The following is a 21,771-nucleotide window of genomic DNA, read 5'->3' as shown; positions in this document are numbered from 1 at the left end:
GTGGTTCGACTGGGCCTACGGCCGGATGTCCAGGGCGCCGATCAGGCCGTCGCGGATCGTGAACCGGTGGCGCAGCCGTACGGGACTGCCCGGGAAGGTGCCCGAAACGAGGGCGGTCACCACAAAGTTGCCCCCGGCCTCCTCCTCCACCGACTCCGGGATGGCCTTGTAGTCGAACTCGGCGGCGGTCCGCTCGCGCCAGGCCCGGATCGCCGCCGGGGTGTCATAGGTCCGGTCCTCGTCGGCGACGACCGCGTCGTCGGTGAAGCAGGAGACGAAGGCGTCAATGTCGGTTTCGCTGATCAGCCGGTAGTAGCGGACGACCACGTCGGGAACGGTGATGGTCATGCGGCCCTCCTCGCGTGTCGCAGCCGGCGTACCCGACCAGAGAGCAGTCATTCGTCACGCAGCCGGTGCCGGTCCCGGCCATGCCACATGCTTTTGCCCCGGTGGCTCGCATGGCCCACGCCGCATCGGGTACGGCGGCTCAATGGGACGCTACGACGACGAGGTGACCGGGCTTGCGGCGCCGCTGGTCGACCCGGGAGACCTGGACGTGCTGCTGGACCGGGTCGGTGACGCCCGGGTGGTGATGCTCGGCGAGGCCAGCCACGGCACGCACGAGTTCTACACCTGGCGCGCGGCGATCAGCCGGCGGCTGATCGAGGAGAAGGGCTTCTCGTTCGTCGCCGTAGAGGGCGACTGGCCCGACTGCGACCGGGTGGACCGCAGCGTACGCTGCCTGCCCGACGCGCCCACCGACCCGCGCGACGCGCTCGCCACGTTCGAGCGCTGGCCGACGTGGATGTGGGCCAACGAGGAGGTCGTCGACTTCACCCGCTGGCTGCGCACCCGCAACGCCCGGGTGGACGAGGCTGCCCGGGCCGGTTTCCACGGTCTGGACCTGTACTCGCTGTGGGAGTCGCTGCGCGAGATCCTCACCTGGCTGCGGGAGCGCGACCCGGAGCAGGTGCCGGTGGCGCTGGCCGCCTACGGCTGCTTCCAGCCCTACGACGAGGACCCGCAGCAGTACGCGCTGGCGACCCGACTCGTGCCGACCAACTGCGAGAACGAGGTGGTGGACCTGCTCGTCCGGCTCCGCGAGCGGGCTGCGGCCGACGGCGCGGGCCGCTTCGGGGCCTGGCAGAACGCCGAGGTCGTGGCCGGGGCCGAGCGCTACTACCGGACGATGGCACGCGGTGGCCGGGAGTCGTGGAACGTCCGCGACCGGCACATGGACCACACCCTCGACCGGCTCCTGCGCCACTACGGGCCGGCTGCGAAGGCGGTCGTCTGGGCGCACAACACCCACGTCGGTGACGCCCGCGCCACCGACATGGCCGATGCCGGCGAGGTCAACATCGGCCAGCTCGCCCGGGAACGGTACGGCCCGGACCAGGTGGTGCTGGTCGGCTTCGGCACCCACCGCGGCACGGTCGTCGCCGGCGACGCCTGGGGTGCGCCGATGGAGGTGATGCCGGTGCCCCCCGCGCGTCGGCATTCGCTGGAGGAGGCCCTGCACGGCGCCGCGCCGTCGCCGGCCCTGTTCGTCTTCCCGCGCGACGGCCGGCTCGACCTGCTCACCGACGAGCTCGACCATCGGGCGATCGGCGTCGTCTACCACCCCGAACGGGAGAGCTGGGGCAACTACGTCCCCACCGCGCTCGGCGACCGCTACGACGCCTTCTGCTGGATCGACGAGTCGCAGGCTGTCCGGCCGCTGCGGGTCCGGCCCACCAGCCTCGCCGAGCCCGAGACGTACCCGTCCGGCGTCTGACCCCCAACCCGTTTGTCGAGGTACGCCTCGGGCAATCGCGTGGCGGAGCACCGTCACGCAGGGAGGAGCAGGGGATGAAGATCCACGACCCGTCCAGCCAGGCGATGCAGAAGGACTACGACGTCACCGACATCGAGCGCCTGATGGGCAAGCGGGAGTGGAAGGGCTACGACGAGGTGATCAAGTGGCTGAAGAAAGAGGGTGACGAGGACAGACGGTTCACCCCTGGCGAGGTGCAGCACATGATCGACGACTTCTCCCGGGCGCGCGACAAGGGGATCGACTTCGTGCGTGATCCGGAGCAGCTCTGCAAGAAGCTCAAGAGCAGCCGGTAGGGAGTCCGTGTGGGGCGTCGACCCGCCGGCGACCGCGGCCGGGTCGCGCTGGAGGACCGCTTCCAGCGCGGCCCGGTACGCCCGTGGGGGCAGCACGACCAGGGACATCGCATCGGTGGAGAGCCAGGGGGCGTACGGGACATGCGGCGAGATGTCAGGGTGGCGCCGGAGGTCACCGGCGGTGAGTCGGTGGGGCTGGCCGATGTGGTGTGGGAGAACGCGCAGCGGAGCCCGGACGCGGTGCAGTTCCTGCGCCCGGACCCGGACGTCCGGTCGTGGCCGGCGCACCGGTCGGAGACCGGCGCGACGTCCGCGGTGACCTGCCGACAGTTCCGCGACGACGTGTTGGCGTTGGCGCGTGGGCTCATTGCGGCTGGCGTGGAGCCGGGGGCCCGGGTGGCACTGATGAGCCGGACCCGGTACGAGTGGACGCTGGCCGACTACGCGTTGTGGGCGATCGGGGCGGTGACGGTTCCGGTCTACGACACATCGAGTGCCGAGCAGCTGGCCTGGATCCTCGCCGACTCCGGCGCGGTGGCGTGCGTGGTGGAGACGGCTGACCACGCCGCGCTGCTGACCGGCGTGCGCGACGGGCTGCCGGAACTGCGTCAGGTGTGGCAGATCGATTCCGGTGACCTGATCCAGGTGGCTGAGCAGGGCCGGACGGTCGACGAGGATCGCGTCGAGGGCAGACGTGGCGCGGTGTCGGGCGGGGACACCGCGACGATCGTCTACACCAGCGGGACGACGGGCCGACCGAAAGGCTGCGTGCTGTCGCACCGAAACATCCACCTCGACGTCGGCAACGCGGTCGCGCTGCTGCCGGAGTTGTTCAACCCGGGGGCCTCGACGGTGCTCTTCCTGCCGTTGGCGCACGCCTTCGCCCGGATGATCCAGGTGGGGATGGTGCAGACCCGGGCGACGATGGTGCACACCGCCAGCATGGGCGGCGTGCTGGATCAGCTACGTCAGTACCGGCCGACGTTCATCCTCGCCGTGCCCCGGGTGTTCGAGAGGGTGCACAACCGGGCACGGCAGAAGGCCGTCGACGAACACCGAGGTTGGCTCTTCACCGTCGCGGACCGGGTGGCGGTGCGGTACAGCCGAGCGCTCGACACCCCGTCCGGCCCGCGACCGGGCCTGCGGCTGATCCGGCGTGTCCTCGATGCGCTGGTCTACCGAAAGCTGCGGGCGGCGTTCGGCGGGCGATGCCGCATCGCGATCGTCGGCGGCGCCCCTCTCGGCGAGCGGCTCGGACACTTCTTCCGCGGGGCCGGGCTGACGGCGCTGGAGGGGTACGGGTTGACCGAAACCTCCCCGGCGCTGGCGGCGAACCGGCCCTCGGCGATGCGAATCGGCACCGTCGGCCGACCGCTACCGGGCGTGGAGTTGGCCGTTGCCGACGACGGGGAGGTCCTGGTCCGCAGCGACGTCGTGTTCCAGGGCTACTGGAACAACCCGGCCGCAACCCGCGATACGTTCACCGCCGACGGCTGGTTCCGCACGGGCGACCTCGGCAGCCTCGACGACGACGGCTTTCTGCGGATCACGGGACGCACGAAGGAGATCATGGTGACCGCGGCGGGAAAGAACGTCGCCCCCGCCCCCATCGAGGATCAGGTCCGCGCGCACCCCCTGGTCAGCCAGGCCATGCTCGTCGGTGACGCCAAGCCGTACGTCGCCGCTGTCATCAGCATCGATCAGCATGCGTGGCAGCGGTGGCGGAGCGCGCACGGTCGTCCGGACGCCTCGGTGGCGGAGATGCGTGACGACCCCGCCCTGCGCGGCGAAGTCCAGGCCGCGATCGACCGAGCCAACCGGTCGGTCTCCAAGCCGGAGGCGATCAAAACGTTCCGCATCTTGCCCGATGACTTCACCGAGGCCAGCGGTGAGCTCACTCCCACCTTGAAGATCAGACGCGAGGTGGTGCGGCACCGCCGCGCCGGCGAGATCGACGACCTCTACCGCGGCCACTGAACATGCGGAACGCCCCCGGCCCGACAGCCCTGTTCGCGGGGCGTTGACGGCGGGCGTCGGGGGAATGCCACCGACGCCCGCCGTGCTGCCTCCGCAAGGGCTGCCGGGGCGACCCGGGCCGTGCGGCGCATGAAGAACTATTCGCTGCGTGCGGTCTCCGGGCCGGTGATGCGCTCCAGCAGCGGCAGGGTGGAGGCGATGATGCCGAGGCAGGCCGCCAGCCCGACGGCGACGATCGCGTAGAACCCCACGCTCGGCGCGGTGAGGGTGTACTCCATCTGCGCCTTGAGGAACAGTTGTGCGGCGAGGAAGCCCATCCCGACCGCGACCACCGCGACGGCGAGCATCGGTACGGCGGTTTCGAGCGCCACCACGCGGCGCAGGACCCGGACCGGCGCGCCGCTGAGGCGGAGCAGGCTGAACGGGCGCTTGCGCTCGCTGAGACCGCCGACCACGCTGACCGCGAGACTGCAGCCGGCGAGCGCGAGGCTGGCGATGATGATGACGTTGGCCAGTTGCTGCCAGCCACGCAGCGTGTCGGCGAAGTCCGACTCGAAATCGCCGGGAACGTTCGGGGCCACCCAGAAGGTCGGGTAGGCCGACTCGAGGACGGTGCGCGAGCGTTCCAGCGCGGCGGCCGAACCGTCCGTGCCGACGACGAGGGACGTCACCGGCAACCGCTGGAGGTCGCCGAGCGGCACCGACGCGGCGGGCCACATCCTCGTTGCCGACGCCGATCCGCGGAAGGGGATGAAGTCCATCGGTACTTCGGCGACCGTGGCGCCGTCGGCGCACCGGCCGTACGCCTTCGGGATGTCGGTGCACGCGACCACCCCGGGTTCGTGGGCGCCGGCATTGACCGGGTTCTCGCGGACCACGGTCGCGGTCTGCACGCCGGGGATCGAGCGCAGGTCGGCCAGTACCGTGTCGGGCACCGACCGCGGCGGGTTCTCGACGAAGACGGTGGACAGGGTGCCGGCGTCGGTCGAGCCGATCGGCGCCGGGCCGCGGTTGGCGACGATCGTGGTGATCACGCCGACGGCCACGCTCGTGACGAAGAGCGCGAGCATGATGCCGCTGATCGCCCGGAAGCCGGCCTTCGGGTTGTCGGCGAGGCGTCGCGCGGCGATGAGCGCGGCGGGTCGGCTGGCGCGCCGGGCCATGAGCCGGGCGCCGACCATCGTCAGCCAGGGGCCGGCGAGGACCAGGCCGGCCATGATGAGCAGGAGCCCGGGCAGGAACACCGCGGTCTGGCCGTCGGACGTTTCGGGCCGGTGGCCGATGGCGAAGGCGAGCACGCCGACGCCGAGCACGAGCGGGATCAGCCGGTACGCGCGCGGGGGGCGGGGGGTGACCCGCCGGGTGACGCCGAGCGGGGAGATCCGGACGCGGCGCAGCGAGATCTGCGCCGCCACCGCCGCGCCGGCCGGAACGCCGAGCGCGACGAGCAGGACGTCCAGCACACCCAGCGACATGTCGCTGGTGAAGAACGGCATGCCGGTGAACGGGATGTTCGCGAGCGAGCCGCGGAACGCGAAGAACAGGATGAAACCGAGGGCGGTGCCGGCGACGGCCGCGGCGGTCGCCTCGACCGCTGCGACCACGGAGATCTGCTTCGGCGTCGCGCCGACCAGGCGCATCGCGGCGAACCGCTGCTCGCGGCGGGCGGCGCTGAGCCGGGTGGCCGTGCCGATGAAGATCAGCACCGGAAACAGCAGTCCGCCGGCTATCACGCCCAGGATGAGGTCCACCGTGGTCTCGGGGAGCGCGGGAATGTTGTCGCCGACGCTGGTGAGCTGCTTGGCGAAGGGTAGCTTGGCGACCCCTTCGGGGGTGCCGCCGACGATGACGAGCAGGGCGTCCGGCGACGGCAGCGCCGCCGAACCGATGGTGCCGAGGTCATGTCCGGGGTAGCGGTCGCCGAGCTGGTCGGCTGGGTTGGCGGACAGCAGCTTCTGCAACGACGGCGAGGCGTAGTACTCCCCCGGCCCAGGCGTCGCCGGAATGCCGATCGGGGTGGGCGGGCTCGGTCCGGTCGCGGCGACGTCGATGCGGGTGATCTGCTTGCCGTGGAAGTAGTCCTCTCGCGTCGACCACCACAGTGGATCCGCGTCGCCGCCCGGCGACGCGTGGGGGTACATCGACGCGTACCGCGTGAGCTGCGCGTTGACGGCGTTGACCCCGGCGAAGGTGGCCAGCAGCAGCCCGGCGCCCACCGCGACGGCGGCGGCGATGATGACGAGGCGGGTCAGCGCCTCCCGGCCGCCGGCCACGGCGAGGCGTAGCCCGAAGCCGATCATGACGGGATCCGGTCCGGCGCGTTCACGCGCCCGTCCCGGACGATGACCTCGCGGTCGGCGTACGCGGCGACCCGTGGCTCGTGGGTGACCAGAATGACCGTGGTGCCCTGCTCGCGGGCCGCGGCGACCAGCAGCTCCATGACCTGTTCGCCGGTGAGCGAGTCGAGCGCACCGGTCGGCTCGTCGGCGAAGAGGACCTCCGGCTCGGCGACCAGGCCGCGGGCGAGGGCGACGCGTTGCGCCTGACCCCCGGACAGCTCCCCCGACCGGCGCTGCTCCCTGCCGTCCAGGCCGAGGCGCTCGAACCAGCCGTACGCCTTGCGCAGCGCCTCCGGCCGGCGGACCCCGCTGAGCAGCAGCGGCAGGGCGACGTTCTCCACCGCGGTGAGCTCGGGGACGAGCTGGCCGAACTGGAAGACGAACCCGAAGCGGTCCCGGCGCAGACTGCTGCGCTCGGTCTCGGTCATGGAGTCGAGCCGGGCCCCGTCGAACCGGATCTCGCCGGAGTCGGGCACGAGGATGCCGGCCAGGCAGTGCAGCAGCGTGGACTTGCCCGAGCCGCTGGGACCCATGATGGCGAGGATCTCGCCCGCGTCCACGGCGATGCTCGCGCCCCGCAGCGCCGGGGTGTTGCCGAACGAGAACATCACGTTCCGCGCTTCGATCACGACGGTCATGCCTTCACCGTTTTCCTCAGGGCGTCCAGCCGGGCGCCGGTCATCTCGATCCACCGGAGGTCGGCCTCCAGGTGGTACAGGCCGTGGTCGGCGAGCAGCGCGTCGACGAGACTGCCGGTGCGCTTGACCTCGGTGAGCTCACGCATCCGCTGCAGGTGTGCGGCGCGCTGGGTGTCGAGGTATTCGCCGGCGGGACGGTCCAGCATCAGCGCGAGCACGACCTTGGCGAAGAGCACGGTCTGCAGGTGCGGCTCCGGATCGACCGGCTGGGTCAGCCACTGCTCGACCTCGGTCGCGCCCAGATCCGTGATGATGTAGCGCTTCCGGTCGGGTCCGGCGCCGGGGCCGACCTCGCTGATCACCACCTTGCCGTCGCGGGCCAGCCGGCTGAGGGTCGAGTAGACCTGACCGAACGGCAGTGGCTTGCCGCGCCCGAAGTAGGCGTCGTAGTCGCGCTTCAGGTCGTACCCGTGACTGGGCTCCCGTTCGAGCAGGCCCAGAAGGGTTAGGGGAACGCTCATGCCAGCAGACTACACTGAGGGTATACCTCGCGTATATACGCTCAGGATGTTCGTCCCCCACGAGGCCCTGGGGCGCATCAGCCGGCATCGATGAGGTCGGCAAGAGGTACAGAAGGGACAACGCCCGGCGGACGCCCGCCGCTCGGCCTACAGTGTGGGAATGTGGGAATCGGTCGCCGCACCGGTGGTGGGCCTGATGGCCGCCGTGGCCGCGGCTGCTCCGACGCCGACACCAGCCCGTCCGGTGGACGCCGCGCCGGTGCTGACGTCGACGCCGTTCGGCGCGCTGCCGGGGCAGCGGGTGACCCACACCGTCACGATCTCGGGTAACGGCACCCTCACCGCCGCGCGGGTCACGTTCACCACCTCGGCTGATCTCGACGATGTCACCGCCCGGGCCGAACCGGGTCGGTGTACGGCGTCCCCTCGTACCGTCGTCTGCGAGCTCGGCGACCTGCGCCTGGGCACCGCCCCGGCGGTGCCGCGGATCACGATCACCGGGCGGGTCCGCCCGGGTGCACCGCCCGGCGCACTGGTCCGCAACCGGGTCACTGTCACCTCGGTGGAGTCCGCCGCGACGGGTGCCCAGATCGCCAGCAACGCATATCTGCTCCCCGGGGCCACGCCCACCGATCCGCCGCTGGAGTCGTCGGCCGCGGCCACCGAGATGCCGCCGCCCGGGCGGTCGATGCGGGTGCCGGCCGTCACCGCGGTGGTGCTGGCCGGCGCGGTCGTCGTGGGTACGCTGCTGACGCGTCGACGGCGGCGGCACGGCCCGCCGCCGCATGGCCGGCTGTAACGACCAGGCCCCGGGATCCGATGTAGCAGAGGGACGGGAAACGGGGTCGGCGGCAGGAGTACAGCATGGACCGACGGTGGTGGAGGCAGGCCACGCTGGCGACCGTCGCCGGGGCGGCGGCACTGGTGACGACGCCGCTCTGCCTGGATGCCGGGGCGGGGGCCGCCGCGGCGCAGACCTCGGCGCAGGGGCCGCTGCCCCTGCCGACCCTGCCCCTCCCGTCGCTGACCGTGTCGCTGCCGCCGGTGACACCGCCGGCGGTGACGCTGCCGCCCATCAAGCCGCCCTCGATCAAGCTGCCGACGGTGAAGCCGCCGACCGTCCCGTCGGCCAGTCCGCCGGCCGGAGAGCCGACGCCGCCCGCGAATACCCCGCCGACCGCCGCGAGGCCACCGCAGGTGGGCGTCCCCGGCCCGGCTGACAACGGCGGTTCCATGGTGGATCCCGGATCGGCTGCGGCGGTCATCGCGGCCGACCCCGGCGCCGACCTGTACCCGCAGCCGCCCGTCGACGCCGCCGGCACGCCGCAGGCCCGTCAGGTCGCCGGGCTCAGCGACGTCCAGCACCGGATCCAGTACCTGCAGAACATCCTCGCCCGGACCCGCGACGACCTGACCAGGGTGCAGCGCGGACCGGATCCGGTGCTGCAACTGCTGACCGCCCTGACCGCCGGCGGGGATGCGGATGCGGCATCGCCCTTCGCCGTGGCGGACTCCGCGGACGTCGTGGACACCCCCACCGGCCGCGCTGTCGCCCTGTCCGGCGCGATCGCCTCCGGCCAGGCCGAACTCACCCGCCGCCAGCAGGAGGAGGCGCGGCTCCAGCAGGAGATCAACCGTCGCGTACGCAGGGTGCCCGCCGCGGCGGCACCGGCCCGCAGCGTCGCCACGGCCGGCGGGGCGCCGCTCGGCCGTCCGCTGTCCGGCCGGCTCACGAGCGAGTTCGGCACCCGGTTCGACCCCTACTACCACGTGTGGCAGCTGCACCCCGGGGTGGACCTCGCCGCCCCGATCGGCACCCCGATCGTCGCGGTCGCCGACGGGCGGGTGTCCCGCGCCGGCTGGTACGGCGGCTACGGCAACTACACCTGCATTGACCACGGCCGAGCGGACGGGCAGCGACTGTCCACCTGCTACGGCCACCAGTCCAAGCTGCTCGTGTCGCCCGGTCAGCGGGTCCGCGCGGGTCAGGTGATCGGGCTGGTCGGGTCGACGGGCGCCTCCACCGGTCCCCACCTGCACTTCGAGGTACGGCTCGGCGGCCGCCCGGTCGACCCACTGCCCTGGATCTGAGCCGCACCGTCCCCCGGGCATGACGCCACGGTCGTCGGCCGGCGCCGACCTCGGCGGACCGCGCAACGGCGTCCCAGGGCAGCCTTCCGCGCCGTGTCGCGGGGGTTTCCGGACAGGGCAGAACCATCGCGAGCACCGCTCGAACTTGGCCCGGTAACCGGTTACAGTGCTCGGACCGGACCAACCGAGAGGCCTGGAGGTGCCCGGTGACGAACGTCAACGACCAGCAGCCGTCCGCCCGATCCGACTGGGAGGCCCGCATCGCCCGGCACAGCGACGACAGTGGGGTACGGCCAGCACCGCAGCTGCCGCCGCCGGCCGGGCTGACCGCCACCGCGGGCGTCGGCCACGTACGCCTCTCCTGGCAGCAAGTGGACGGCGCCGCGGGCTACCTCGTGCACCGCGCCCCACTGGTCGACGGCACGCCGAACGGTGAGTTCACCCCGGTCGACCACCTCGGCGGTGACGTCCTCGCCGTGCCCGACACCTGGTACGTGGACACCACCGGCGAGCCCGGCCAGCCGTACGCCTACGCCGTCGCCTCCGTACCGGAGGTGACCCTCACCGGCCCGCTGAGCGAACCGGTGCGGGCCACCGCTGAGCCGGCCGGCGCCGAGCCGCCGACGGTGTCGCTGCTGCTCGACGCCGCCGCCGAGGGGTCGCCGCTACACCGGCCGTGGCGGCCGATGATCGGCAGCGAGCGACTGTCCCAACTGCTGTGCCGGGACACCTCGGGTGGCCGGGAGATCGGACCGGAGTTGCTGGCCGCCCTGCGCCGGGTCCACGACGAGATCGGCGTCGAGACCGTCCGCGCACACGCGATCCTGCACGACGACCTCGGCGTCTACCGCGAGGTGGACGGGCAGCCGGTCCACGACTTCAGCCGCGTGGACGAGGTCTACGACCTGGTCCTCTCCGTGGGCCTGCGGCCGGTGGTCGAGGTCGGCTTCATGCCCCGGGATCTCGCCAGCGATCCCGAGCGCACGGTGTTCGGCTACCGAGGAGTGATCTCCCCGCCCCGGGACTGGGACCGCTGGGCCGACCTCGTCCGCGCCCTCGTCGCCCACCTGCTCGACCGCTACGGCGAGCAGGTGCTCGGCTGGGACTTCGAGGTGTGGAACGAAGCCAACCTCGAGGTGTTCTGGTCGGGCAGCCGGGAGGAGTGGATGCGCCTGTACGACGTCACGGCCCGCGCGGTCAAGGATGTCGACCCCCGCATCCCGGTCGGCGGCCCGTCGTCAGCGGCGGCCGGCTGGGTGGACGCCCTGCTGGAACACGTCGCCGCCTCCGGCGCCCCGGTGGACTTCGTCTCCACCCACACCTACGGCAGTCCCCCACTGGACCTGCGGCCCGCTCTCGCCCGGCTGGGCGTGCCGGACGCGCGGATCCTGTGGACCGAGTGGGGGGTGACCCCCACCCACTTCCACCCGGTCAACGACGGGGCGTCCGCCGCGGCCTTCCTGCTCACCGGCATGCGGTCGGCGGCGGGCCGGGTCGACGCGCTGTCCTACTGGGTGGCCAGCGACCACTTCGAGGAACTCGGCCGGCCACCCCGGCTGCTGCACGGCGGCTTCGGGCTGATCACCGTGGGCGGTATCGCGAAGCCCCGCTACCACGCCCTGTGGATGCTCGCCCAGCTCGGCGACACCGAGCTGCCGGTGACCGCCGACGGCGACGGCGCGGCGGGCCTGGTGCAAACCTGGGCCAGCCGGCGCGACGACGGCAGCCTGGCGATCCTGGTCTGGAACAGCACCCTCGACCAGTCCAGGCGCGACGGTGCCGCGGCGCTGGCCCGGCGCGTCCGGCTGACCGTCGACGGGGCCGCCGGCCGGCCGGCGATCGTGACGCGGCTCGATCGGGAGCACGGCGACGTCACCAGCCTCGCCGAGCGACTCGGGATCGGCGACTGGCCCACCGACGAGCAGTGGGAGGCGCTGCACGCCGCCGACAGCCTGCCGGCGGAAAAGGTGCAGTCGGCGACCGACGGCGGCGACGCCTGCGTCATCGACCTCGCACTACCGCAACCCGGCGTGGTCCTGGTCGAGGTCGCCCCGGCCTGACCGGAAAAGCGGCCTGGCACCATCGGGCTCCCGACGGCCGGATGGCCGCCGGGAGCCGCGAGACCCGCTACTGTCGCGCGGGTACGGAGAACTCCTCGATCCGCATCACCGGGCGCAGGAGCCGCTCGGCACCGCCGCGGGTGAACTCCTTCCGCAGGATGTCGCCGCCGTACAGGTTGCCGAGCGCCGCCATGATCATGCCCTGGTCCAGCGCCAGATACCGCTTCGCGACGGTGCCGCTGTGCACGGCCACCGAGTCGTAGAAGCCGCCCGGTCCGTAGCTGTCGAACTGGCTGCGCAGCCGCGTCAGCTCGGCCTGCGCGTCGGCTGGCGCGTACCGCATGGCCAGGAACACCGCGTGCGGGGTCACCACCCCGTCGCCGTACGCGGTGGGCAACGGCTGGGCGGCTCGCCCGGGGCAGCCCTCGAAGCCGTAGTCGACGCTGGTGCGCTCCTCGTCGCTGGTGTAGCCGTTGGTGTCGAGCCCCATGGCGTCCACGCCGTACTCGCGGTACCCGCCTTGCGGATCCGAGGCCGGCGAGAAGCCCCAGTGGCCGTACTTCGCGTCGTTCATGCCGTGCTCGATCTGGCCGCGCACGTAGACCGGGTGGTTCCGGGCCCAACTGTTCGGGCCCCACTGCTCCTCGGGCACGAACATGTCCGGCATGAGAGCCTCGAACATGTCACCGCCCCAGGTCGGCACGAACTGCAGGCCCCGGTAGCGGTAGGCGCCCTCGAAGACCGGCACGCCCAGGTAGTCCCGCCACTCGCCGACCGGACGCATCTCCTGCCACGACCAGTCGCAGGTGTCGGGGAAGGTACGCCACGGCGCGAAGTAGTGGGCGGGCGGCACCTGGCCGAGCGCGATCGCCACGTAGCTGATCATCCGGGTCTCACTGTTGAACGCCCCGTACGTGTGGCAGGTGTAGTAGACGTCCGGACCGCGGTGCTCGTAGTTGCCCTTGGTCGAGCAGCCGGGGGGCGGCTCGACCCAGAAGCCGCCGCGCATCAGCCCGACCGGCACGTCCGGCCCGCGCGCCTGGGAGTCGTAATAGAACCCGAAGTCCATGGCGTCGAGCAGCGGATCGGACTTGTCGCGCAGTTGCGGCACCCCGTTGTGCACGATCATCAGGGCGGCAGCCAGCCAGGCGTTGTCGACGCTGGACACGAAGGGGTAGACCGTCGAGCCGTTCTCCGGCCAGGTCCGCAGCAGTTGCAGGGTGGACGGGTCATACCAGTTGTAGAACATGCCGGAGTCGGCGTGCCGCTCCAGCCTGCCGAGCGAGTCGAGGGCGCGCGAGATGCGCTGCACCTGCTCCTGTTCTCCGATGACGTGCAGCTTGCGGGCGGCGATGGCCGACCAGATGTACGCCCCGATGTTGGTGGGCGAGGTGTAGCGGGCGCGGCTTGCCGGAGCGAGGGTGCCACCGATGTTGTCGGCGGGCAGCCCGGTACGCGGATCGGCCATCGCGGCCATCGACCGCCACGTATCGATGGACCACGTGGTGATGCTGTCCGGCGTGACGGCCGTCGTGGCCGTCTGCGCCCGCGGGCCGTGCGGTGGCGCCGCGGCGGCGCTGGCCTCGCCGGGCGTTGCGAGGGTGAGCGAGAGCGCCGCCGCCACGGCGATACGGCAGGGACGGATCATTGGGTACCTCCGGAGGTCGATGTTCCGGGTTGTCACGTCACCATCCGGGCGGCTATTTCAGGCCGGTGGTGGATATGCCGCGCACGAAGTGCCGCTGGAGCAGGAGGAAGATGATCAGCACGGGCAGCACCACCACCACGGAACCGGCGAGCAGCAGCCCGAACCTGGTCTGGTTCTGGCCCACACTGAACAGGGCGAGGGCGACTGGAAGGGTGTACTTGTCCTCGGTCGTGGCCACCACGAGCGGCCACAGGAAGCTGTTCCAGAACGTGAGGAAGCTGAGGATGCCGAGGGCGGCGAGCGCCGGGCGGCACAACGGCAGGACCACGCGGAGGAAGATCCGGATCTCGCCGGCGCCGTCCACCCTTGCGGACTCGATCAGCTCGTCCGGGATGGACAGCATGAACTGGCGCATGAGGAAAGCTCCCAGCGCCCAGGCCAGGAAGGGCAGCACCAGACCGGCGTAGGTGTTGGTCAGGCCCATGTTGGCGACCAGCACGAACAGCGGGACGAAGGTCACCATGCCGGGGACCATCACCGACCCCAGGACCAGACCGAACAACGCCCGGCGGCCCGGAAAGCGCAGCTTGGCCAGGGCGTAGCCGACCGCCGAGCAGAACATCAGATTGCCGAGGGTGATCAGGCCGGCGACGATCGCCGAGTTCAGGAAGTACGTGGGGAAGTTCAGCCTGGCGAACAGGTCCCGGTAGTTGCCGAGCGTCGGGTGGTGCGGCCACCAGGTGGGTGGGACGAGCCGAATCTCGCCCTCCGGCTTCAACGATGACAGCAGCATCCACACGAACGGGCCGACCATCACCACGAGTCCCACCACCAGCACCGCGTGCAGGACAATGCTGGCGACGCGGTCACGAGGACGCCGACTCGGACGACGTCCCGTTGTCTCCGACGCATCCGGCACACGTGGCTGGCGGCTGGGCGCCCTCACTGGCGTCGACATCGGGTCAGCTCTCCTGCTCGGAACGCAGCAGCCGGAACCACAGGATCGACATCAGCACGATCGACAGGAAGAGGACGTAGCTCATCGCTGACGCGTAGCCGTAGTTGCCGAAGCCGAACTGGTTGTAGATGTGGTACGACACCGACAACGTCGAGTTGAGCGGCATGCCCTGGGTCATCACGAGCGGCTCCTCGAAGAATTGCAGGTAGCCGATCGTCGCGATGACCCCGACGAAGAGCAGCGTCGGCCGCAGCGAGGGCAGCGTCACGTACCGCAACTGTTGCCAGGTGGTCGCCCCGTCGATGCGGGCCGCCTCGTACAGCTCCTGAGGGATGGCTTGCAGGCCGGCGAGGAAGATCACCATCTGGTAGCCGAGGTTGCGCCAGGCAGCCATCACGATCAGCGACGGCAGAGCGAACCGGGTGTCGAACAGCCAGTTCGGCCCGTGCACTCCGACCAGCCGCAGCAGGCTGTTGAACAGACCGGAGTCCGGCTGGAGCAGGAAGCGCCAGACCACGGCGACCGCCACGATGCTGGTCACGACGGGTAGGTAGTAGCCGACCCGGAACAGGGCCCGAAACCGGGTCAGGCCCGAGTTCAACCCGAGCGCCGCCGCCAGTCCGGCCACCATCGTCAACGGCACGCCGGCGAGCACGAAGATGGCGGTGTTCACCGCGGCCTTGACGAACAGCTCGTCGTGCAGCAGCCGACTGTAGTTGTGCATCCCGACGACGTTGACGCCGAGCGGGTTGCGCAGGTCGGCGCTGCGAATGTCGGTGAAGCTCATCAGCAGCGAGGCGATCACCGGCCCGGCCATGAAGGCCAGGAACAGGACGGTGAAGGGAAGGGCGAAGCCCCAGCCGACCGCCCCGCGGCGGAGGCGCAGGCCGCTGCGCCCCCGCCGGGTGGACCCGTCGGACGTGACCGCGGTCATGTCAGGCCCCTGTGCCGATCGCGGTGGCCTGCTGCTGCATGGCCTTGACGGCGTCCTCCGTCTTCTCCCCCGTCTTGCACATCTTCTCGACCTCGGCGTCAATTGCCGCGGCCACCTGCTCCCAGGTGGCGATGGTCGGTGGAGACTTGGCGTCCTCGAGTTGCTTGCCGAACGCCGAGAGCTGGGGGTCGCCGCTCAGCGTCGGGTCGTCCCAGCCCTTCTTGACCGCCGGCAGGTCGCTGGCCGTCTTGTACCACGTGGCCTGCACTTCCGGACGGGACAGGTAGGAGACGAACTTCCAGGCGCCGTCGCGGTTCTTGGCGTCCTTGAAGACCGCGAGGTCGCCGCCGCCGACGAACGACGTGCCCGCCTGTTTGGTCGGCATTGGCCACAGGGTGTACTTGTCAGCGCCGCCCTGGTCCTTGAGTATGCCGATGTGCCAGGGACCGGAGACGAACGCGCCGATCTGCCCCTTGACGAACGCCGGCTCGAGAGCGCCCTGCGGAAGGTCCTTGGGTGAGAGGCCCTCGTCGAAGAACGACCTGTAGAAGGTGAAGGCCTCGGTCGCCTCCGGGCTGTCGAGGGTGAACTTTCCGTCCTTGGCCACGTCGCCGCCGTTCTGCCACACGAACGGCATGACGGTCTGCCAGGAGCCGGTGGCGCCGGGCTGGAGGTTGATGCCCCACTTGGCGCCGCCCTTGTCCTTGAACGCCTTGATCGCGGACTTGAGCTCGTCCCAGCTCTTCGGCGGGGTGGTCACCCCGGCCTTGGTGGCGACGTCCTTGTTGACGTAGAGCAGCCGCGTCTCCACGTACCACGGCACCCCGTAGGACGTGCCGTTTACGACCGTGGTGTTCCACGCACCCTCGTAGAAGTCGTCCTTCTTCACCAGGTCGGCCGGAGTCGGGTCGAGGCCGCCGGTCTTGGCGAACTCGCCCATCCATGTGGTGCCGATGAGGCTGACGTCGGGCGTCTGCTTTCCGGCGATGGCCGTGGCGAGCTTGTCGTGTGCCCCGTCCCACGGAACGGCCGTCACCGTGACCTTCGCGTCCGGATTCTCCTTCATGAAGGCGTCGGCGATCACCGAGAGCTTCTCGCCCTCCGTCCCCATCGCCCAGACCGTGATGTCGCCTTTCGCCTTACCCTCCCCGACCGGCTTGGCCGCCTCCTGGTTGCCGCCACCGCTGTCGCGGCCGCAGCCGGCCAGCGCCAGCGCCGCCGCCAGGGCCACGGCGACGCCCCTGCGGGTCCCTGTTCTCATCACGAAACCTCCATATCAACCGGATGTTGGCCGCAGCTTTCGCGGATGACCAGCTGTGTTTGCAGCACCTCTCGACGCACCGGGAAACGGCTGACGACCATCCGGTCCTGCAGCCACCGCGCCGCCGTCGCGCCCAACGCGCGCATCGGCTGGCGCACCGTGGTGAGCCCCGCGTACCGGGCGGCCATCACGTCGTCCCAGCCGACGATCGCGACGTCGTCGGGAACGGACAGACCCAGCTGTTGCGCCGCCGCCAGCGCCCCCAGTGCGACCTCATCGTTCGCGCAGACCAACACCTGCGGACGGGGCGATCGGGCAAGCGCTCGCTGGCCGGCCTCCCGCCCGGCTGGTACATCAAAGGCGCAGCGCAGCGGTGCGCGCGGGGGCGGGCTTCCGGCGTCGACGAGCGCCGCGCGAAAGGCGTCGTAGCGGGCGGTCACGTCGGGCGACTCGGCGGGGTCGCCCAGGTAGGCAAACCGCCGGTAGCCGTGACCCAGCAGGTGGGCGACGAGCTCGCGGGCACTGGCATCGCTGTCCGTCGTGACGGTGTCCAGCTCGCCGACCGGGGGCCGGGCCAGCAGCACGGTCGGCATGCCGGTCGCGGCGACCTGGGCGACCACGCCGTCGGACACGGTACGACCCATGATCGCCATGCCGTCGACGCGACGGGCCAGGTCGAGAACCTTCCGGTCCGGGTCCGCCCGCCCGTGCGTGGCCAGGATCAGGACACTGCTGCCCAGCTCGGCGGCTACCTCTTCGTACCCGAGAATCACCTCGGCGTAGTACGGGCCGGACAGATCCGGGAAGACGATGCCGTTGGCCGCGTGTCGGCCCTCCGCCAGCGACTGACCCAGGCGACTGGGTCGGAACTGCAGCTCCTCTACCGCCTCGAGGACCCGACGACGGGTTTCCTTGGCCACCTCCCCATGACCCCGCACAACCCGGGAAACCGTGGCGATCGAGACGCCCACCCGCTGCGCGACCTCGTAGATCGTCACCTGCGGTCGATCCTGTGGCTTCACCAGGGCTCCCAAAACGGTACGGAAAGCGGTTACACCTACCGGAAGCGCTTACAGTGGACTCACTGTGGCATCGGTCACAATGATTGTCAATCGATTGATCGACGGGGCTCAGCTGCTCTTACAACTTGTTGCCGTCCGCGCACCCGGACAGGGATCTCCTCACGTGCCGGTACCTCCAGTCATGAGGTCCGCCGGACAGCCGCAACTGCGGCGCAGGACGAGTTCGGTGGGCAGCACGGTGTCGCCGGATGGAGCGCGCTCCGGCTCGTTCACCGCGGTCAGGATCAGGCGGGCCGCCTCGGCCGCCAGCTCGCGGACCGGCTGGCGGACGGTGGTCAGCGCCGGGTTGACCAGCGCGGCGATGGGGGCGTCGTCGAAGCCGGTGATGACGAGGTCCTGCGGCACGCGCAAGCCCCGGCCCAGCGCCCCGACGAGAACGCCCAGGGCGGTCTCGTCGTTGGCACAGACCACGCCGTCGGGGCGGGTGGTGGCGCGCAGCAGTTGTTCGGCGGCGAGGACGCCGTCGGCCTGCTGCAGGCTCACCGCGACCGGGGCGATCGGCGGCGTGACCCCCGCCGCGCGGTGGGCGGCGAGGAATCCGGTCCACCGTTCGCTCACGTCGGGCGAGCCCTCGGGGTTGCCGACGAACACCAGGTCGGTCCGGCCGTGGTCGATCAGCAGGTGGCGGGTGAGCGCGGCCATCGTGGCGGTGTTCTCGGCCCGTACCGAGGGCACGGAGCCGGGACCCTCGCCGGCCACCACCACGACCGGCACCATCTCGGCCAGCCGGAGCAGGGTCGGGTCCGAGATGGTGCCACCGATGACGGCCACCCCGTCCACCCGGCGGCCCATCTCCAGCACCTGCGCGTCGGAGTCCGACCGCAGGTGGGTACAGAGGATGTGGACGCTGGCCCGCGACGGTACGGCCTCGGACTCGAAGCCCTGGATGAGCTCGGTGAAGTACGGGCCGGAGAGGCCCGGAAAGACCAGGCCCAGCGCGCCGTGCCGGCCGGCGGCCAGGGCGCGGCCGAGGTGGTCGGGGCGGTAGCCGTGCTTCTCGATCGCCTCGAGCACCCGGCGGCGCATCTCCTCGGACACCTGGCCGGTGCCGTTGGAGACCCGGGAGACGGTCGCGACCGACACGCCCGCCAGCCGCGCGATCTCCCGGACGGTGAGCCGACTGTTGCCCATGACTCCCCCGATCCGTAACGTGCGAACGACAGAAACCGGTTTCAGGCGACCATAGGCAGGCGAGTCGAAGTTCACAAGTGTCAGGTCCACAATCTCCGGTGAGGGGAGCTCTGCTCCACATGTCCACGGTGCTACTCAAGGACCGCAGGATCGTCATCGACGGCCGGCCCCAGCTGCTGCTCTGCGGGGAGGTGCACTACTTCCGGCTGGCCCGCGCCGACTGGGCCGACCGGCTCGACCGGCTGCGGGACTGCGGCGGGGACACCGTCGCCACGTACGTCCCATGGCTGTGGCACGAACTCCCGGACGGCTCGATCGACCTCACCGGACGAACCCACGAGCAGCGGGACCTCGCCGGCTTCCTGGACCTGGCGCACCGGCGCGGGCTGCGCGCGGTGGTTCGACCCGGCCCGTTCATCATGGCCGAGGTCAAGAACGAGGGCATCCCCTACCGGGTGTACGAACAGCACCCGCACCTGCTGCCGACCACCTGGGACGGCGGGCCGATCAGCACCCGCACCATCGACTACCTGGCGCCGGAGTTCCTCGCCGCCGCCGACGCCTGGTACGCCCAGGCGATGCCGGTGATCGCCGAACGGCTCGCCGGGCGCGGCGGCCCCGTGGTGGCGGTGCAGTTGGACAACGAGATCGGGATGCTGTCCTGGCTGACCAACTCCCCCGACCTCACCGACGGGGTCTGCGCGGACCTGGCCCGCTGGGCCGTCGACCGGTACGGCAAGGACGGCGCCACGGAGCGGGTCGGCGTTGACCCCACCGACCCGCGGGCCTGGGCGACGGCCCTGCGCACCCCGGCGGAGCAACAGTCCCTCGCACTCCACGACGACCTTGGCCGTTACATGCGGGACCGCTACCGCCGCTACGTGGCCGCCCTGCGCGACAGCGCCGAACGGCACGGCGTCCGGGGGGTGCCGATGCTGGTCAACGTGCACGGCACCGCCGGCGGACGGGGCCGTACCTTCCCCGTCGGGATCAGCCAGCTCTTCGAGTCCTACCGCGGCCAGCCGCAGCTCACCTCCGGCTCCGACTACTACCTCGGCGACCTGACCGTCACCAACGTCGCCGACCTGTACGTCTCCAACGCCTTCCTGGCCGCCACGCACGGACCCGACCAGCCGCTGACCTGCCTCGAGTTCGAAGCCGGCAACGGCGACTACGGCGAGGACCTGGCGGTGCTCCACCCGCCCGAGGCGACCGAGCTGAAGACCCGGCTCTGCGTGGCCCAGGGCAACCGGCTGCTCAACCTCTACCTCTTCGCCGGCGGCCACAACCCGCCGCTGGCAGAGCCGGTCGGCGACGGCAACGACCGGATCGCCTTCACCGGCGAGCGGCACGGTTTCGCCGCCCCGGTCGATCCGGAAGGACGCCTGAACTCCACGTACGACGCCGCCCGCCGCGCCCTGCACGCCGTCCGCGGCGTGGCCGACCTGCTGGCCGACGGAGTTGAGGAACACGACGGGCTGGCGTTGGGCTTCGTGCCCGACCACTACCTCACCGAGTACGCCCACCCCGCCTCCACCGCCCGGACCGCCCAGGTGAGCGAACTGGAGCGATTCCGCGGCATGGGCTCACGGGACGTGCTGGCCCGGGCCCTGCTGCTCGGCGGATTCTCCTTCCCCGCACTGGACCTCCAATCGCCGCCACCGGCCGACGCCCCGCCGGTGATCGCCCTGGCCAGCGCACCCACGCTCGGGACGGACGTGCAGCGCCGGCTCGTCGACCACCTCCGGACCGGTGGACGGTTGCTGCTGCACGGACCGTTGCCCGAACGGGACCACGACGGCACCCCCTGCACACTGCTCGCCGACGCGCTCGACGTGACCGCCGACGGGTGGCTGGAAGGCGGAGCAGACTACTTCCCCTCGGTGGTCGGACGCGACTGGGCAGCGGGACCGGCGGAGGTACGCGTCGGCTACGCCCAACTGCTCGCCGGCGCCGGCGAGCCGATGCTCGTCGAGGTGGGCTCCGGCCGCCCGTGTGCGATGGAGGTCTCGGTCGGCACCGGGCGGGCCGTGATCATCGCGGCGGACTATCCCTGCCACCTCGACTTCTGGCGGGCGGCGCTGGACCGGCTGGGGGCGCGACGTCGGCTGCGGCACGATGCCGACGCACCGGGCCTGGTGCTCACGTCCACCGTCGACCGCGCCGGTCAACGCCTGCTGCATCTGCTCAACGTCGCCCCGTCGGAGCTTGACTTCACCCTGCATCATCGGGACCGGCCGCTCCTGTCCGGGCGGCGACTGCGAATTCCCGCGCGGACCGGGCTCATGCTGCCGGCCGGGGTGCGGGTCGGGGCCGCGACGCTGGTGGAGACGAGCTGCGAGCTGGTGTCCCGGTCCGACAGCGAGGTGCTGCTGCGGCCCACGCAAGCCGAGGATCTCGCGGTGTTCTCCACCGACCGGGAGGTGCGGGCCGACCGGGGGCGGGTGGATGTCGACGGCACCACGGTCACCGTGACCATCCGGTCAGCCGATCGCGCGCCGGTCAGGGTGACGTTCGTCTGACCGGCCGCAGGAGCCTCGAGTACGGGTGGTCGGCGGTCATCATCGGCCCCGACCGTCGATGGCACCTGCACGGTGGTCTTGGGCGTCCGTAGGGTCTGCGGCTGTACCCGTACCCGCCCCATACTGGCCTGGTGCAGGTCGTCGGAGTGATGTGGCACGTCGGGGTCCCCCTGTTCATCGTTGCGCTGAGCGCCGGCCTACTGCTGGCGGCTCTCTTCGTACGCGGGGAGCCGCCGGAGATGTCGCGTGGCGACCGATGGATGTCCGGCCTTGTCTGTCTCACCCTGGCTGGCGATGCGGCATTCGGTGACAGCCGGCCGGCGATCGAGCGCGAGTGGAAGGGAGCCGCCGCACTGTTCGCGGGCCTGGCCCTCGCTATCCAGATGTGGCGTCATTACGCGTGGCGTCGGCGTAGCGCGCGGGAGCCCTCGCCGGTACCGCCTGCGGCCGGCGAAGAGCGGCCGGCCGGGGAGGTCACCCCGGCGGAAACCGCATTG

General features: G+C 71.2%; 17 protein-coding genes. 7 read left to right on the top strand and 10 right to left on the bottom strand.

The genetic code is table 11. From position 1 onward, the window contains the following. Positions 1–15: 15 nt before the first annotated feature. The gene (locus GA0070613_RS22630; RefSeq protein ID WP_157746442.1) at positions 16–348 is read right to left on the bottom strand and encodes a nuclear transport factor 2 family protein; all 333 of its coding nucleotides are present in this window, start codon (positions 346–348) and stop codon (positions 16–18) included. 142 nt (positions 349–490) lie between these two features. On the opposite strand from GA0070613_RS22630, the gene GA0070613_RS22625 reads away from it, so the two are divergent. From GA0070613_RS22625 to GA0070613_RS22615, 3 genes are all read left to right on the top strand, one after another. Continuing rightward, complete coding sequence (locus GA0070613_RS22625; RefSeq protein WP_089014126.1) at positions 491–1,777, top strand: erythromycin esterase family protein; 1,287 nt, start codon at positions 491–493, stop codon at positions 1,775–1,777. 74 nt (positions 1,778–1,851) lie between these two features. Beyond that, positions 1,852–2,112, top strand: a complete 261-nt coding sequence (locus GA0070613_RS22620) for a hypothetical protein (protein WP_089014125.1) — start codon at positions 1,852–1,854, stop codon at positions 2,110–2,112. 141 nt (positions 2,113–2,253) lie between these two features. Continuing rightward, a complete protein-coding gene (locus GA0070613_RS22615) occupies positions 2,254–4,089 on the top strand; it encodes an AMP-dependent synthetase/ligase (RefSeq protein WP_089014124.1) in 1,836 nt (611 codons plus the stop codon). Between the two features lie 137 nt (positions 4,090–4,226). Here GA0070613_RS22615 and GA0070613_RS22610 read toward each other — a convergent pair whose 3' ends face one another. The 3 genes from GA0070613_RS22610 to GA0070613_RS22600 are packed head-to-tail and all read right to left on the bottom strand — an operon-like array spanning position 4,227 to position 7,587. Next, entirely contained in the window at positions 4,227–6,389 is a 2,163-nt protein-coding gene (locus GA0070613_RS22610) for an ABC transporter permease (RefSeq protein WP_089014123.1), read from the bottom strand. Continuing rightward, positions 6,386–7,066 carry an ABC transporter ATP-binding protein gene (locus GA0070613_RS22605; protein ID WP_089014122.1) on the bottom strand — a complete coding sequence of 227 codons (681 nt, stop codon included), beginning with the start codon at positions 7,064–7,066 and terminating at the stop codon, positions 6,386–6,388. Before GA0070613_RS22605 ends, GA0070613_RS22610 begins: the two co-directional genes overlap by 4 nt. After that, the gene (locus tag GA0070613_RS22600) at positions 7,063–7,587 is read right to left on the bottom strand and encodes a PadR family transcriptional regulator (protein ID WP_089014121.1); all 525 of its coding nucleotides are present in this window, start codon (positions 7,585–7,587) and stop codon (positions 7,063–7,065) included. Before GA0070613_RS22600 ends, GA0070613_RS22605 begins: the two co-directional genes overlap by 4 nt. Before the next feature lie 160 nt (positions 7,588–7,747). Here GA0070613_RS22600 and GA0070613_RS22595 point away from each other — a divergent pair, with 160 nt between their 5' ends. The 3 genes from GA0070613_RS22595 (at position 7,748) to GA0070613_RS22585 (ending at position 11,738) form a co-directional block, all read left to right on the top strand. Then, complete coding sequence (locus GA0070613_RS22595) at positions 7,748–8,386, top strand: hypothetical protein (protein ID WP_089014120.1); 639 nt, start codon at positions 7,748–7,750, stop codon at positions 8,384–8,386. 65 nt (positions 8,387–8,451) lie between these two features. Continuing rightward, the gene (locus GA0070613_RS22590; RefSeq protein ID WP_231929376.1) at positions 8,452–9,678 is read left to right on the top strand and encodes a M23 family metallopeptidase; all 1,227 of its coding nucleotides are present in this window, start codon (positions 8,452–8,454) and stop codon (positions 9,676–9,678) included. 206 nt (positions 9,679–9,884) lie between these two features. Further along, positions 9,885–11,738 carry a GH39 family glycosyl hydrolase gene (locus GA0070613_RS22585; RefSeq protein WP_089014119.1) on the top strand — a complete coding sequence of 618 codons (1,854 nt, stop codon included), beginning with the start codon at positions 9,885–9,887 and terminating at the stop codon, positions 11,736–11,738. A gap of 67 nt (positions 11,739–11,805) precedes the next feature. On the opposite strand, the gene GA0070613_RS22580 is transcribed toward GA0070613_RS22585, so the two are convergent. The 6 genes from GA0070613_RS22580 to GA0070613_RS22555 all read right to left on the bottom strand — a co-directional run bounded on the left by GA0070613_RS22580 (position 11,806) and on the right by GA0070613_RS22555 (position 18,752). Continuing rightward, positions 11,806–13,386, bottom strand: a complete 1,581-nt coding sequence (locus GA0070613_RS22580; RefSeq protein ID WP_089014118.1) for a glucoamylase family protein — start codon at positions 13,384–13,386, stop codon at positions 11,806–11,808. A 52-nt stretch (positions 13,387–13,438) separates the two neighbouring features. Beyond that, complete coding sequence (locus GA0070613_RS22575) at positions 13,439–14,224, bottom strand: carbohydrate ABC transporter permease (RefSeq protein ID WP_231929375.1); 786 nt, start codon at positions 14,222–14,224, stop codon at positions 13,439–13,441. Positions 14,225–14,348: 124 nt separating this feature from the next. After that, the gene (locus tag GA0070613_RS22570; RefSeq protein ID WP_089014116.1) at positions 14,349–15,278 is read right to left on the bottom strand and encodes a carbohydrate ABC transporter permease; all 930 of its coding nucleotides are present in this window, start codon (positions 15,276–15,278) and stop codon (positions 14,349–14,351) included. A 1-nt stretch (position 15,279) separates the two neighbouring features. Continuing rightward, complete coding sequence (locus tag GA0070613_RS22565; protein ID WP_089014115.1) at positions 15,280–16,539, bottom strand: sugar ABC transporter substrate-binding protein; 1,260 nt, start codon at positions 16,537–16,539, stop codon at positions 15,280–15,282. Next, positions 16,539–17,537, bottom strand: a complete 999-nt coding sequence (locus tag GA0070613_RS22560) for a LacI family DNA-binding transcriptional regulator (RefSeq protein ID WP_089014114.1) — start codon at positions 17,535–17,537, stop codon at positions 16,539–16,541. Before GA0070613_RS22560 ends, GA0070613_RS22565 begins: the two co-directional genes overlap by 1 nt. Before the next feature lie 183 nt (positions 17,538–17,720). Further along, on the bottom strand, positions 17,721–18,752 hold the full coding sequence (locus tag GA0070613_RS22555) for a LacI family DNA-binding transcriptional regulator (protein WP_089014113.1): 1,032 nt from the start codon (positions 18,750–18,752) through the stop codon (positions 17,721–17,723). 119 nt (positions 18,753–18,871) lie between these two features. On the opposite strand from GA0070613_RS22555, the gene GA0070613_RS22550 reads away from it, so the two are divergent. Next, entirely contained in the window at positions 18,872–21,274 is a 2,403-nt protein-coding gene (locus GA0070613_RS22550; protein WP_089014112.1) for a beta-galactosidase, read from the top strand. The last annotated feature ends 497 nt before the right edge of the window (positions 21,275–21,771 follow it).

Source organism: Micromonospora inositola (assembly GCF_900090285.1).
Lineage (GTDB): Bacteria > Actinomycetota > Actinomycetes > Mycobacteriales > Micromonosporaceae > Micromonospora > Micromonospora inositola.
Note: the sequence above shows the minus strand (reverse complement) of the source record. Positions and strands in the feature narration are given on the sequence as shown.